Source organism: Legionella sainthelensi (genome assembly GCF_900637685.1).
Lineage (GTDB): Bacteria > Pseudomonadota > Gammaproteobacteria > Legionellales > Legionellaceae > Legionella > Legionella sainthelensi.
Genome location: NZ_LR134388.1, coordinates 474,096 through 487,826, shown reverse-complemented (window position 1 = coordinate 487,826; position 13,731 = coordinate 474,096). Strand labels below are relative to the sequence as shown.

Sequence of the window (13,731 nt, the reverse complement as noted above, 5' to 3'; positions counted from 1 at the left end):
ACTATTGAATGGTTCAGGCAGGATAAGTCATTTCCTATATGTATAAATAATAGACTAAAAGACCCGTTGTGTGAATTTTTTGCTCAACCTTTATTTATTTTTAATTTTCGATAAGTGGTTAGCAGAAGCTTGCACTGTAGGCATTATGATCATTTCTTCAATATCTACGTGCAGAGGGCGAGTAATACAATACACTATTGCATCAGCTATGTCTTCCGCCAACAGAGGTTGAAAATCACTATAGAATTCCTTTGCTTTTTCCTTGTCTTTCCACCGCACCTCGCTAAACTCAGTTTCTACCGCCCCCGGAGCAATTTCAGTAACACGAACAGGACTACCAAGCATGTCTAATCTCATTGTCTTTGAAAGCGCATGTACTGCGTACTTGGTTGCACAATAAACATTGCCATTTGGATAACATTCATGGCCTGCAATTGATCCAATATTAACAACATGACCATACCCCCGTTCAAGCATACCAGGAATCAAAGCCCGACTCACATAAAGCAATCCTTTAATATTCGTATCAATCATAATATCCCAATGCTCTTCAATACCTTGTTGTACAGGAAGTGTATCTAAAGCCAATCCAGCATTATTAATTAAAATCTCAATCGACTGCCATTGGCTTGGCAAGGAATCAAGTTGTTTCTTGACTTGCTCATGCTCACGCACATCTAAAGGCAAAATGTAATGTTCCTTGCCATAACGGTGATGCAATTCCTTAGCTAATTGTTCGAGACGTTCTACGCGCCGCGCACATAATATGAGACGCGCACCATATTTAGCACACAACCGGGCACAAGCTTGGCCAATTCCACTTGAGGCACCAGTGATTAAAATAATTTTATCCATTAAATCATTCATCGTTTACACCTTTATTTTCAACAACAAAATTAATTAAAAAACTATTTACAATTCTACTCTCTTGGTGAAAGACCTTAATTTTCTATTTCACGGCTCGAAAATCAAGATATACTGACTCAAACGAGGTCATTAAATTATCTCAAGTTTTATCACTTAAATTCATAAAAAATACAATTTAGTATCCAGTCGCAAATATAAATAAACAGATTCTAATGAGGTAATTATTTAATTTGAACTTGCCAACAACTTTATGACTTCCTCATCTGTTGTTTGTGAAAAATCATTGTACCACAATCCTACAGCATAAAAATTAGCTGGTTTAAGTGGACAGATGATTGTCTCAACTAAAGGAGCTAGCTCATCACAAGTTGAACGTGCCGCAACAGGAACTGCAATAATAATTTTTGCAGGATGTTTCTGTCTCAAAGCTGCAATAGCCGCGCGCATTGTATAACCCGTGGCAATACCATCATCCACAAGAATTACCGTTTTTTCCATAACTTCTGGAACGTATTGCTTGCCACGATAAACGAACTCGCGACGTGATAATTCATCCTGTTCTGATTGTATCACTTGATTAATAGCGTCTTTGTTTAAATGGAGAGTACTTAAAACTTCTTCATTTAAAACGACGATACCTCCAGAAGCTATAGCGCCCATAGCAAATTCTTCATGGCCGGGGACACCTAATTTTCGTACAATAAAAACATCTAGCTTTAATGACAGTTTCTTTGCAATTTCATAAGCAACGGGGACCCCACCCCTAGGTAGCGCTAAAATAATTACATCAGTCCTTTTTGCGTAATCTTTTAACAAATCAGCCAGAACAATACCTGCTTGATAGCGATCACTATAGTTCATGCCAATTCTCCCAAACAATCCTTATTCTGAAGTTTAGCCTATTTGTTTTGCTGTGCTATATTTTAACAATTAGCTATTCTCACGGAGGAAATAGCCATGAATGTTACAGAAAAAATCATCAAAGCTCACTTGCTTGATGGTGAAATGAACGCTGGAAAAGAGATTGCACTAAAGATAGATCAAACTCTTTGTCAAGATGCAACAGGCACATTAGTCATGCTTGAATTAGAAGCAATTGAACTTGAACGTACGCAAGCTGAAATTTCGGTCCAATACGTCGATCACAACTTAATTCAAGAAGATAACAAAAATCCAGATGATCACCTCTTTCTTGCAAGTGCAGCAAAACGTTTTGGCCTCTACTTTAGTCGCCCTGGAAATGGAATTAGTCATGCAGTACACATGCAAAACTTCGGGAAACCAGGAAAAACTTTAACAGGTTCAGATAGCCATTCCTGTGCTGCTGGTTCACTAGGCATGATAGCTATTGGTTCTGGAGGGCTAGAGGTAGCCATGGCTATTGCAGGCTATCCGCTTTATATAAAAATGCCGAAAGTTCTTGGCGTCCATTTAACGGGAAAATTACCCAAATGGGTTAGTGCTAAAGATGTTATTCTGGAAATGTTGCGCCGATATGATGTTAAAGGAGGGGTAGGTTACATCATAGAATACTATGGTGAAGGATTAAAGCATTTAAGTGCTATGGATAGACACGTCATCGCCAATATGGGGGCTGAATTAGGAGCAACAACCACTGTATTTCCTTCAGATGAAATCACTAGAGAGTTTTTGCAAAGTCAAGATCGTGAAAAAGATTGGATAGAATTAAAAGCAGATAAAAATGCATCTTATGATAAAGATGAAGAAATTGATTTATCCAAGCTTGAACCCCTTATTGCAAAACCAACCAGCCCTGGAAATGTAGTGCCTGTTGCAGAAATTGCTGGAGAAGAAATTTATCAGGCTTATATAGGTTCATCGGCAAATCCAGGTTATCGTGATTTTGCGATTGCCGCAGAAATCGTAAAAGGTCGTACTGTACATCCGAATGTGTCCTTGGATATTAATCCAACTTCACGAACTATTTTAGAAGAGTTAGTTCGTGATGGACATTTAGGAAATTTAATTCATGCTGGTGCTCGCATTCATCAGGCTGGATGCAACGGCTGTATTGGTATGGGTCAAGCACCTGCAACAGAGAGAAACAGTTTACGCACTGTGCCAAGAAATTTTCCTGGGCGCTCAGGAACAGATGAAGATAAAGTTTTTTTATGCAGCCCTGAAACAGCAGCAGCCTCCTCCTTAACAGGTGTTATTACTGATCCCAGGACTTTAGACATGTCTTATCCTGAAATAAAATTACCCCATAAAAGAATACTCAATCCTGGATGTTTTGAAAGTCCATTGCCTTTAGAAGAGGCTAAATATATTAAATTGGTAAAAGGTCCTAATATTGTCACCTTGCCGGATTTTGATCCTTTCCCTACTTCATTGAAAATACCTGTATTACTTATAGTGGGAGATAATATATCAACCGATGAAATTTCTCCTGCTGGTGCCAAAGTGCTCCCCTACCGTAGCAATATTCCTAAAATCAGTGAATTTACTTATCAACATGTTGATTCAGACTATGCAAGTCGTACGAAAAAATATAAAAAAGGTCACGTTATTGTAGGCGGAGATAATTACGGTCAAGGCTCAAGCCGAGAGCATGCCGCTTTAGCACCTCGTTATTTAGGCTTAAGAGCTGTAGTTGCAAAAAGCTTTGCGCGTATACATTGGCAAAATTTAATTAATTTCGGTATCTTGCCTTTAGTATTTAAAAATACCAAAGATTACGATGAGATCCATTTAAATGATACGATTGAAATCAATGACTTTCCTAATATCTTAGATAAGGAGTCATTTAAGATAAAAATTAATGATAAAGAAATTGAAGTCGAACATACCCTTTCCAAACGTCAAATTGAATTACTTTTGAAAGGAGGTTTAATTAACTGGGTTAAAGAAGATTTGAAAAAGAAACAAAAAACAAAATAGCCTTCGTTCGTTTTAAGAATCGAACCCTGGGAAAAATGGTGTATGCGAGGCATAAAAAACGCAGGACGAGCCAACATACAAGTATTTTGCCGCGTCCCCCACAGCATATCTCTCTGGGTTCGCGGCCCATGATAATAATTAATCGAAAGAGAGTTGCGGTCCTAAAGGAACAATCTGTGTTGGATTAATCGTTTTATGACTGTAATAATAATGCTGCTTAATATGTAAAAAATCTACAGTTTCATGAATTCCGGGATGATGATACAGACGTTTTAAATAAGGTTGCAACGCGTGATAATCACTAATTCGTTGTTGATTTGTTTTAAAATGACCATAATAAACAACATCAAAACGTATTAATGTTGTAAACAAGCGCCAGTCCGCTTCTGTAAGTTGATCACCTAATAAATATTTTTGATGGCACAAACGTTTATCCAGCTCATCAAGTAAAGCAAATAGTTCGACGTACGCTTCTTCATATGCATTTTGCGTTGTTGCAAACCCACAACGATATACCCCATTATTAATTGAATTATAAATTCGGTCATTTAAGTAATCTATTTCTGGCCGCAAAGATTCAGGGTAAAAATCTTGTAAATCACCTGTTAAATGATTAAATGCATGATTAAACTGACGAATAATTTCTGCTGATTCATTACTAACAATCGTTTTTTCTTTTTTATCCCACAAAACAGGCACAGTAACTCTACCGGTATATTGACTGTTTGCTTTGGCATACAGCTCATACAAATAATTAAATCCATAAAGGATATCTCCAGTGGCACCCATCCCTTTTTTAAACTCCCAGCCCTTTTCAAGCATGTGCGGATGCACTATAGAGACCTCAATATAATCATCTAATTGTTTCAGCTTTCTAAAAATGAGTGTGCGGTGCGCCCATGGGCAGGCAAGTGATACGTACAAATGATAGCGTCCTTTTTCTGCCGCAAAACGAGCGTTTGATTCATTACTAATTGTAAAGTGGAATTGGGCAGGCTCTCGCCTGAACTTCCCACCAGTCTTTGACGTATCGTACCAAACATCATGCCAGTGCCCATCAATCATCAATCCCATAATTTGTCCTTATGAATTTTCCTTTAAGCAATTATAGATTATGTCCTATAGTTAAGAGTGAACCCAATTAAGGAATGTATGAATAACTCAACGAATCCTTTTCTTTTAGGAAATTTTGCTCCTGTTCTGGATGAATTAGACATAAAAAAATTAGAGGTCATTGGGGAAGTCCCTCACGATCTACTGGGAATATATATGCGTAATGGGCCTAATCCTGCATTCCCGCCTATTTCATACACTTATCCTTATGATGGAGATGGGATGATTCATGCGATCTATATTGCCCAGGGCCAAGCAGCCTATAAAAATCGATTTGTTGAAACGAAAGGATTAGCTAAAGAACGAAAAGCAGGAAAAGCACTTTATAGTAGGGTCTGTTGACAATTCACCTGCCGCCTACGTGCCGCGGCTTGTCCTCGGCATCCAGTAGATGGTCAAATTAAAAGCTGAACAACCTAATTGATTGATTAATGGAAGCACACTCATAATATAACGGCTCAGATACCAAGTATAAAACGAGTTTGCAATGCTTAGACTTATGCTCGATGACGAGCGTTGGTCAAAGCTGAGGGAGATCATGCTGCAGAACATACTATTGCAGATAAGGGTTATGATAGCGAAGAGGTTCGAGATACCATTCGAAAAAAATCATCCATTCCCGTGATTCAAGGAAAGAGCAATTCTAAAACTGGTAATGCAGATATGGATTGGGGTATTTATAAATACAGACATCGAGTTGAAAATTTTTTTGTCAGAATAAAACACGTTCGTGCAATCGCCACAAGAGTTGATAAATTAAAGCGAAACGATGCTTCTGTTGTTGCTATGGCATGCGCATTTTTATGGCTACCTATGTAGCGCAGCTTCCGGTATTATCTCAGTGTTTGTACAACAGTCAAGGAAGTACGATGAGTCTGGCTTATGTTTCTATTCTTGCGAGTCAGCATCATGGTACTCTTTACGTAGGCTCTACGTCAGACATCATTAAACGGACTTGGGAACACAAAAATAAAGTCAGTCCTGGTTTCACTGCTCAGTATAACGTACATATGATGTTCTATTATGAAGCATATGAATTATACGTTGAAGCAGCACGACGTGAAAAACGTTTCAAAAATTGGCCAAGACAATGGAAAATAAATTTAATAGAGAAACTAAACCCTCAATCGCGTGACCTGTATGAAGAAATGTGCCAATGATTTAGATCGAATGGATGCCGCGGACAAGAAGCGGCACATAGGCGGCAGGTGAATTGTCAACAGACCCTAGTGTTTTAAAGCCTAAACCCATAGATCCTTTATGGACTGATCCAGGGGATCAGCACATTGCGATTAAAAATGGAGCATTCATATCATTCGTCACCACAATACATACCTCGCACTCAATGAAGGCTCCTCCGCATACGAGATGAATAAGCACCTAGATACCCTTGGAGAATGGCAGCCTTATAAAAATCACCCCCCTATAGATGTATGCGCCCACACCCGCAGGGAGCCCGTAACCGGTGAATTATGGTTTGTCAATTATACATTAGCGCCACCTTATTTAACTTTTTATCGCTTTGATAAACAAGGTACATTAATTCAAAAAAGAGACATTGAAAAATCTTATTGCTCTATGGTGCATGATTTTATTTTAACCCCGAATTACGTACTTGTTTTTGACTGTCCTGTAGTCTTTGATCTACAACAAATTATGGGTGGTGGCGCTGTATTGAGCTGGAAACCAGAGCTTGGTGTGCGCATTGGCATCATGCAGCGATCAGTGGGGAAATGAAATGGTTTCATACTGAACCTTTTTTTGTTTTTCATTTTGCTAATGCATACGAGCAAGATCATAAAATCATAATCGACTATGTGAGGCATGAGAAAATAGCACTGCCAGCCCAAGAAAATCAATTAACTCCACCGCGATTAAATCGTATCTGCCTTAACTTAAAAACTGGAACAATAAAAAACAGTGCGTTAGATGAACGCCTTGTTGAATTTCCACGTATTAGAGAAGATTATGATACGTTGCCTCATCAATTTATTTATACACCATCAAAAACTGGGAATCATAAAGGAGCATTTAATACATTAATCAAGTATGATGTAATCCACCAAAAATCATGGACCCATGATTTCGGCACTCACGCAGAAATTGATGAAGCAGTTTTCGCGCCTACCTTATCCAATCAAGCAGAAGACGATGGCTATTTGCTTTTATTTGTGTATGATGCTGCCACAAATCAAAGTGAATTCCTTATTTTAGATGCCGAGAACTTTCAAGATGAACCACTGGCACGGATTAAAATGCCACGCCGTATTCCTCACGGATTACATGGTTCGTGGATGCCAGGAGCTTGGTAATTATCCATGGTAATCTGGAAATGATGATCCCTCATCTTATTAAAGGAATCAATCTTTCATTTTAATTTCCAGCACCCATGATATGATGCATATTATTTAAGTTATTTTTAATCGTTTCATGACAAAAATAATTTGCCTTGGGGGGATAACCGTCGATCGAAAATTAACCCCTACCCATCAATTACAATTGGGAACGTCGAACCCGGTTGCAGCGTTGTCCACATTTGGTGGCGTTGCGCATAATGTAGCTAAAAATCTTGCTCTGTTGACCAATAACATTCAATTATGCAGTGTCGTAGGTGACGATCCAGAAGGAATAGATATCCAAAAACATTTAAAAAGCCTAGGCATAGCAATCAAAAATATTCTTACTATCCCTCAGCAAAAAACCGCACATTACGACGTCCTTCTTGATCACGAGGGTGAATTATATATTGCTTTAGCAGACATGGAAATTTTGAGCATATACCTTTTCAGAAATTTACTCAACCCTGGGAAGAATGGTCTCATGGGGATATTGTATTTTTGGATACCAATTTACCAGAGCCTATTATTGAGCATGCCATAAACATAAGCCGTATCCAAAATATTAAGCTATGTATTGATCCCGTCTCTGTAATCAAAGCAAAAAAATTATCCTCCACTCTCGAACACGTTTTTTTATTAAAACCTGATCGTTTTGAAGCAGAGACATTAACGAATAGTTCCATTCACTCAATCCCTGATTGCATCAAAGCAGGAAAAATATTACTCGATAAAGGAGTGAAAAATTGCATAATTAGTTTAGGAAAATTTGGTTATGTACTCGTTAATGAAAAAATTCAACAACATTTTCCAACATTTTTTATTGAATCAGTAGTTGATGTCAGTGGAGCTGGTGATGCTTTTCTTGCTGGAGTTCTCTATGAGTTAAAACAAGGAACTCCCATAGTAGAGGCATGCCGCACTGGAGCAGCAATGGCTGCGCTAACGATACAATCACCCTACACTGTAAATGAGCAGATCAATCTTGAAATGCTTCAACAAATTCAATTCACATATAGACTAAGAGAAACAAATCATGCTGCAATTTTTTGATTATTCCCCCGAAGTTAAATTTGCTATGGAACATAAAAAACCGATATTAGCATTGGAATCTACTATCATTTCCCATGGAATGCCTTATCCTGAAAATTATGAAACAGCACAAGGAGTAGAACAAATTGTCCGTGAACAAAATGTAACTCCCGCAACAATTGCTGTGCTTGATGGAAAAATAAAAATCGGCTTAACAGCTCAAGAACTACAACTCTTTTCATGCAACAACGAATTATATAAAGCGAGTCGTCGTGATTTGTCATTTATAATAGCCAACGAATATTCTGCGGGTACTACTGTTGCTGCAACCTTATTTTGTGCGGCTAAAGCAGGTATTAAATTATTTGCTACAGGAGGAATAGGTGGCGTACATCGCGGCGATGCCCAGGATATTTCTGCTGACTTAATCGAAATTGCAAGAACGCCGATTGCAACAATTTGTGCAGGAGCAAAAGCAATTCTTGATTTACCCCGAACATTAGAGTTTTTAGAAACAATGAGTGTTCCGATCATTGGTTACCAAACTCAAGTTTTACCTGCTTTTTATAGTGACTCAACCCCTTATCAATTGCCAACATCAATAAATGATATTCCATCACTTGTTAAAATACTAAAAACCCATTGGTGCATAGATGCAGCCACTGGGGTATTAATCGCAAATCCAATTCCAGCAGAATTCAATATTCCCAGTAATGAGATTGAACCAATTATCATCAACGCGTTACAGCAAGCAGAGAGAAATAACATTAATGGAAAAGCGTTAACTCCATTTTTATTAGCTGAGGTTTCGAAGCTTACTCAAGGAAAAAGCTTACATGCAAATATTGGTTTGATTAAAAACAATGCTCTTCTTGGGGCTCAACTTGCGCATGCTTATTTTCACTCCTAAATGGTAACAAAAGAAAATAAGCTTCAACACTAAAGCTTATTTTCCTAGTAAAGATTTTCTTTGTCAGGAATTCAAAGAGGATTGCTGACAACTGTGTCGCTTTTCTTCGTAAAAATCAGGCCATGCATTAATAAATAACCTTAAATTAACATTGGGAACAAGTATTTTACCTCTAATATCCATCCGAGTAACTGGATCAGGAATAGGCTGAATATTGCTCCACACGGGAAGATCACTTTGTTTGGAGCGTACCCATTGTTCTATTGAGCTTTTCTCATAGGAATATCCACTAGGGCTTAAAACAGGATTTTCCATAATTCCAAATTGTATAGGATCTTGTATATCCTCTTCTACTTTCGCTAATTTAGCTAAATACTCATCGGGTTGAAGTGAGTTTGCAGCAACATAATTAATAATCGTTTTCAGCTTTGTATTGGGATAAAAGTCACTACCTTCTTGTAAAGTTGGCTCCTCTTCCAGTAAATGAACTCGTTCGTATGTAATACCATTCGAAACAAGCGTCACAGGATCTTTCATCAATTTTGCTTCTCCAGTTTTTTTAGTAGCAAGAGGGCATGAAAGAGCCATAAGTATTCCTTCTGGCAAAGAAATAATTGTTGATTCCAAAGGTGACGATCTGGACTTACCCGTAGTCACGTAAGTCGTGTATGCTGTTGTTTGTGTTTCTTCTCCCACTTTTGGATTTATTCTATTATCTGGCTCATAACCATTTTCGGATAAAAGATTTAATAACCCAGGAAGATGGGGTGTTGTATTTTCCTCTGTCAACTTGATGATACCACCTGCAGACTCAGCAATGGTCTCAAACAAGTCGCTTCCCGGACTTTCGTTATTACGTATCCATCCCCTGTCATTGGATAACAAGTAACGTTCAGGCGTATTCATTTTCCATTTGGATGATGATTTGTTATAACTTATTGATTGAACTGTGAGTAATCCTTCTACTCGACTCTCACGAATCAACCATAATTTACCCCCATTTGCTTCTAATTCATCGACCTTGGAAGAAAAGGAAGGCTGATTTTTGAGCAGTTTGACTTTACTCACAAGAATTTGATTTGTTTCTTTAGGCCCCATTTTACCATAGATGAAAATATCAGCTTCTTCTAGTTTAGATTGCATTTTCTCTCCCCATAAAATCTAAATAGCCTTCTTTGCTCAGAAGACTATCTATAAAAATTAAAAAGGTGATTTTACATTGATCACAAAGGATAAACAATGAGAAAAATGCACAATAATAACATTTGGAGTTTAATTAGGAATCATTTAGTAAGAAATCAATATACTTACTCCAGAAAATAATAAAGGATTATTTTCTTTAGTGAGTTAATCCAACTTCAGAAGCACGCAATTCCTCTGGATTCTCTGATGAGTGGATTCTTCCTTGCCACCAATATTTTAACTGTTGAAATCCATGGAGCGTCGCTTTGTATAAATCGGGAAGAACAGAAACAACAGCATCAAAAAAATCAGTAAAACCACCTTTATTAAAACCATAAATACAACGATTAAATTCAGCGCCTTTTTTACTTAAAGCAATGATATCGTCCTTTTTAGAAAAGAATTGATGTGGATTAAAGCCCAATTGAAACTTAGTATCATAATCTTTTAATTCCTGAGCAAAAATACCTTCGATATCATCTGCGATAAGATGTTCTACCTGGGCTTCTGTAAGAACAGGATACAGTGTTGCCATCATATGCCGCACCGTCTCGTTCTTGGTTAACTGCTCAATAGAACGATCTTTACGTTTGCCAGGGCCTTGTCCAAGGCTCCAATTACATGCCCCAACCAATAGAGTTAATGATTCATAGTATTCTGTATATGCTGTCGCACGTTGATTAATATAATAAACTGTAGCCCCCCAACCTATCCAACCCAGGAAACCAACTACAGGTAAAAATGACAACGCAGTCGCTACTACACCAAAAGCAATACTTCCTAAGATTTTTTGATCGGTACTATGGAGTTGTGCGGATTTATCTTTAAACAATGCGATGCATTTATTTAAAAACTCGATATGTGCGGAATTTGTAGAAAGAAAACTCTGTCCCTCTTTAATTTCAACAGCAAGTGCATTACCATTTGCGGCTTGAGCTGTTCTAGGAATCACAAAATAATTTTCTGATTCTCTTTGTAGCTTATAAGGATCAGTGTTTATACCAAGTACAGGTACTGAGGTAGAAACAGATTGTGCTTTAATCCCTAAAAATTCAAATACTGATGCCATTTTTGCTTTTATCCTTGATTAAAAAAATTCATTCTAAATTTTATTGAAATCAATGACAATATTTGTTTGCTCAAAATTTGCATTATAAAAAAAATAGTTACCCAGAAAGATTATTTTTTTAGAATCAAATGCTTAAGAAATATCAAAATGATTAAAAATCACATAGCTATATTTGCAAATAATCACGGATTCTTACATCTAGAGTTCCTATTTATTGACCAAAACCTTTAAAACATGTGGCTCCTAATGATTGCATGGCGCTGCATTGTATTATTGTAGTTGTAGCTGCCGCATTATTCATGATTTGGATTACAAAAGATCGGCCATCACTACAAGCGATATCCCAATATGCTGCACCCGACATATCAAGTCCTTGAAAAAAGGATCTAGTAGGAGTGCATGGCAATCCAGCTGAATTAATAATATTACCCAAAATCTGAACCTGTTGATCTGACGTTCTACTCGACAAAATATCACTCGCAATATTTGCATAGGTAGATGAAACTAATCCTAGTAGAGAAATTGTCATTATCAACTGTCTCATGCTGCATCCTTACGGTTAGTCACAACAAGATATTGGTCATAATGTTATTGTAGGATAGGATTAGATTTAAATACAAAAAACAATCAACAAGGAAAATTATTAAACTTTTCGAGTGTCAAAAATAATCAATATGAGCTATGTGCAACTTTCAAAGTTTATCCTGGAATATGGCGATAAGTAGAATTTAGTCAAAACACACGTAACTTAACGTCATTAGTGTATACTGGAGAGACATCAAATATCTCGATGTACCGTGAGGAAATTTTATGCCAGGACAGCCTTTTAAAATCCCCCTACCACTTATTTTGGGAAGTATGATTTTCTATCTTATATTGCTCCCCTTTATTCAATATCCTATAACCACATTACTTAAACCCATTCCAATTATTTTACTTCTGTTGTATACCTCGCAAACCACTTTAGAACAACCAATAAAGCGCTTACTAATTGGAGCATTGAGCTTTTCATTCATGGGTGACATAGTTTTAACATTACCCATAAAAGCTGCGCTCCAGGCAGGAATCTTAGCATTTATGGCCACACACTGTACTTATATTTCTCTCTTTTTAAAAGAAGGACAATTTCACAAGAAAAATTTCTTTTCGTTTTTACCGATACTTGTATTCGTTCTTATTGGCGGATATTTTCTTTGGCCCTATTTAGGCGAAATGAAAAAGCCGGTGTCACTTTATTTATTTCTTCTTACTTTTATGGTTTTTTGTTCTTTTCAAGTAAAGCAGCAATCACTTTTGATTCGTCTGGGTGCTTGTCTCTTTTTGCTCTCAGATTTCACACTGTCATTAGATCTATTTGTCCTGACACCCAGTAAGTCGTTCGCTGTTTTGATTATGTTTCTTTATTACTTGGCGCAATTCTTATTAGTGGTGGGAATTACTCAAGGAAGTTTTCAAAACATCAAACAACATCGCCCAACCTATTCATAAATGGAGAACAATTGTTTGAACATTAAATGCGTGCCGACAAAAAGCCGGTGACAGGCTTAGCCCCATTGCCATTGACTTAAGGGGCTAGGCAGTGTTGAGTCTGCATCTACCTAGATCCCTGCTGGCGCACACAGACATCAACTTAAGGAAAAACTGACGCCTGTGTGCTTTCGCAAGGACAACTACAAGCTATTTAGGTCAATCGACCTTCAGACTCCCAATCATTATCCCATTCTTTTATAAGAATCGTGACCAATGAAACGAGCCCCTGGCCCTTCACGAGTAATATCATTTGCTTGCTTATTAAGTATTGAGATTGTATCTATGATTTTTTGATCTTTATCAAAATGCCCACTGACACTTAAAACTGATTCACACATGGGGTAAACCACACTAAAAGATAATGCATTCCCCGTCATATAACCCGTAATAGGTCTTTTTTGATCAATTGCTTGAGGGCAAGTTTTAGAGGCTACTGCTGTGGTGAAATAGCCCTCAATTTTATTATCGGATAAAATATTGAGCTCCAAAATTGACCCTCTTTCGTTTTTAAAGGTAATACTCTTCTCAGTAGCAAAAGCAGATTGTGCGAACAGCGAATAAAGTGCTATTATGGCACAAATACATGATTTAAAATTCATGAAACACCTCTGTTGTTGTTTTTGTGTTCTTTATTGTAGACGCCGGCTATTTGACATGTTACTCGATGGCGGTCAATAAGCTCTCAGAGAAGTGCTATAGCTTAACAACTCATCCCGCCTGTCTATAGAGTCTATTTTGACACTGCATGTTCTTTATGCTTAATATACCTCTCCAAACAAAATGCATCAAAA

General features: G+C 37.4%; 14 protein-coding genes and 2 pseudogenes. 9 read left to right on the top strand and 7 right to left on the bottom strand.

Translation table 11 applies throughout. From position 1 onward, the window contains the following. Positions 1-90 precede the first annotated feature (90 nt). Both EL220_RS02100 and EL220_RS02095 read right to left on the bottom strand, forming a co-directional pair. Positions 91-867 carry an SDR family NAD(P)-dependent oxidoreductase gene (locus tag EL220_RS02100; protein WP_027272666.1) on the bottom strand — a complete coding sequence of 259 codons (777 nt, stop codon included), beginning with the start codon at positions 865-867 and terminating at the stop codon, positions 91-93. A gap of 225 nt (positions 868-1,092) precedes the next feature. Beyond that, a complete protein-coding gene (locus EL220_RS02095; RefSeq protein WP_027272667.1) occupies positions 1,093-1,728 on the bottom strand; it encodes a phosphoribosyltransferase in 636 nt (211 codons plus the stop codon). A 96-nt stretch (positions 1,729-1,824) separates the two neighbouring features. Here EL220_RS02095 and EL220_RS02090 point away from each other — a divergent pair, with 96 nt between their 5' ends. Next, positions 1,825-3,768, top strand: coding sequence for an aconitate hydratase (locus EL220_RS02090; RefSeq protein WP_027272668.1), 1,944 nt, complete (start codon positions 1,825-1,827; stop codon positions 3,766-3,768). Between the two features lie 138 nt (positions 3,769-3,906). Here the strand turns inward: EL220_RS02090 and EL220_RS02085 are convergent, their stop codons facing one another. Further along, positions 3,907-4,842 (bottom strand): glutathione S-transferase family protein, encoded by a 936-nt coding sequence (locus EL220_RS02085; RefSeq protein ID WP_027272669.1) that lies wholly within the window; start codon positions 4,840-4,842, stop codon positions 3,907-3,909. Positions 4,843-4,920: 78 nt separating this feature from the next. Here EL220_RS02085 and EL220_RS02080 point away from each other — a divergent pair, with 78 nt between their 5' ends. From EL220_RS02080 to EL220_RS02050, 7 genes and pseudogenes are all read left to right on the top strand, one after another. After that, positions 4,921-5,223, top strand: coding sequence for a carotenoid oxygenase family protein (locus EL220_RS02080; protein WP_027272670.1), 303 nt, complete (start codon positions 4,921-4,923; stop codon positions 5,221-5,223). Positions 5,224-5,424: 201 nt separating this feature from the next. Further along, a pseudogene (locus tag EL220_RS02075) lies at positions 5,425-5,700 on the top strand (transposase); the annotation flags it as partial. A 50-nt stretch (positions 5,701-5,750) separates the two neighbouring features. Beyond that, positions 5,751-6,041, top strand: a complete 291-nt coding sequence (locus tag EL220_RS02070) for a GIY-YIG nuclease family protein (protein WP_128130968.1) — start codon at positions 5,751-5,753, stop codon at positions 6,039-6,041. Between the two features lie 145 nt (positions 6,042-6,186). Continuing rightward, a pseudogene (locus tag EL220_RS18475) lies at positions 6,187-7,193 on the top strand (carotenoid oxygenase family protein). Between the two features lie 118 nt (positions 7,194-7,311). Then, positions 7,312-7,761 (top strand): PfkB family carbohydrate kinase, encoded by a 450-nt coding sequence (locus tag EL220_RS19450; protein WP_269470998.1) that lies wholly within the window; start codon positions 7,312-7,314, stop codon positions 7,759-7,761. Continuing rightward, on the top strand, positions 7,719-8,270 hold the full coding sequence (locus EL220_RS19445) for a PfkB family carbohydrate kinase (protein ID WP_269470997.1): 552 nt from the start codon (positions 7,719-7,721) through the stop codon (positions 8,268-8,270). The genes EL220_RS19450 and EL220_RS19445 overlap by 43 nt, the downstream gene beginning before the upstream one ends. Further along, positions 8,254-9,159 (top strand): pseudouridine-5'-phosphate glycosidase, encoded by a 906-nt coding sequence (locus tag EL220_RS02050; RefSeq protein WP_027272674.1) that lies wholly within the window; start codon positions 8,254-8,256, stop codon positions 9,157-9,159. The genes EL220_RS19445 and EL220_RS02050 overlap by 17 nt, the downstream gene beginning before the upstream one ends. 63 nt (positions 9,160-9,222) lie before the next feature. Here the strand turns inward: EL220_RS02050 and EL220_RS02045 are convergent, their stop codons facing one another. The 3 genes from EL220_RS02045 to EL220_RS02035 form a co-directional block, all read right to left on the bottom strand. Beyond that, on the bottom strand, positions 9,223-10,302 hold the full coding sequence (locus tag EL220_RS02045) for a U-box domain-containing protein (RefSeq protein WP_027272675.1): 1,080 nt from the start codon (positions 10,300-10,302) through the stop codon (positions 9,223-9,225). 196 nt (positions 10,303-10,498) lie between these two features. Continuing rightward, complete coding sequence (locus EL220_RS02040; protein WP_027272676.1) at positions 10,499-11,410, bottom strand: hypothetical protein; 912 nt, start codon at positions 11,408-11,410, stop codon at positions 10,499-10,501. A 211-nt stretch (positions 11,411-11,621) separates the two neighbouring features. Then, positions 11,622-11,954 carry a hypothetical protein gene (locus EL220_RS02035; protein WP_027272677.1) on the bottom strand — a complete coding sequence of 111 codons (333 nt, stop codon included), beginning with the start codon at positions 11,952-11,954 and terminating at the stop codon, positions 11,622-11,624. A gap of 266 nt (positions 11,955-12,220) precedes the next feature. On the opposite strand from EL220_RS02035, the gene EL220_RS02030 reads away from it, so the two are divergent. After that, entirely contained in the window at positions 12,221-12,898 is a 678-nt protein-coding gene (locus EL220_RS02030) for a lysoplasmalogenase (protein WP_027272678.1), read from the top strand. Between the two features lie 224 nt (positions 12,899-13,122). Here the strand turns inward: EL220_RS02030 and EL220_RS02025 are convergent, their stop codons facing one another. Continuing rightward, positions 13,123-13,539 carry an avidin/streptavidin family protein gene (locus tag EL220_RS02025; protein WP_027272679.1) on the bottom strand — a complete coding sequence of 139 codons (417 nt, stop codon included), beginning with the start codon at positions 13,537-13,539 and terminating at the stop codon, positions 13,123-13,125. Positions 13,540-13,731 lie beyond the last annotated feature (192 nt).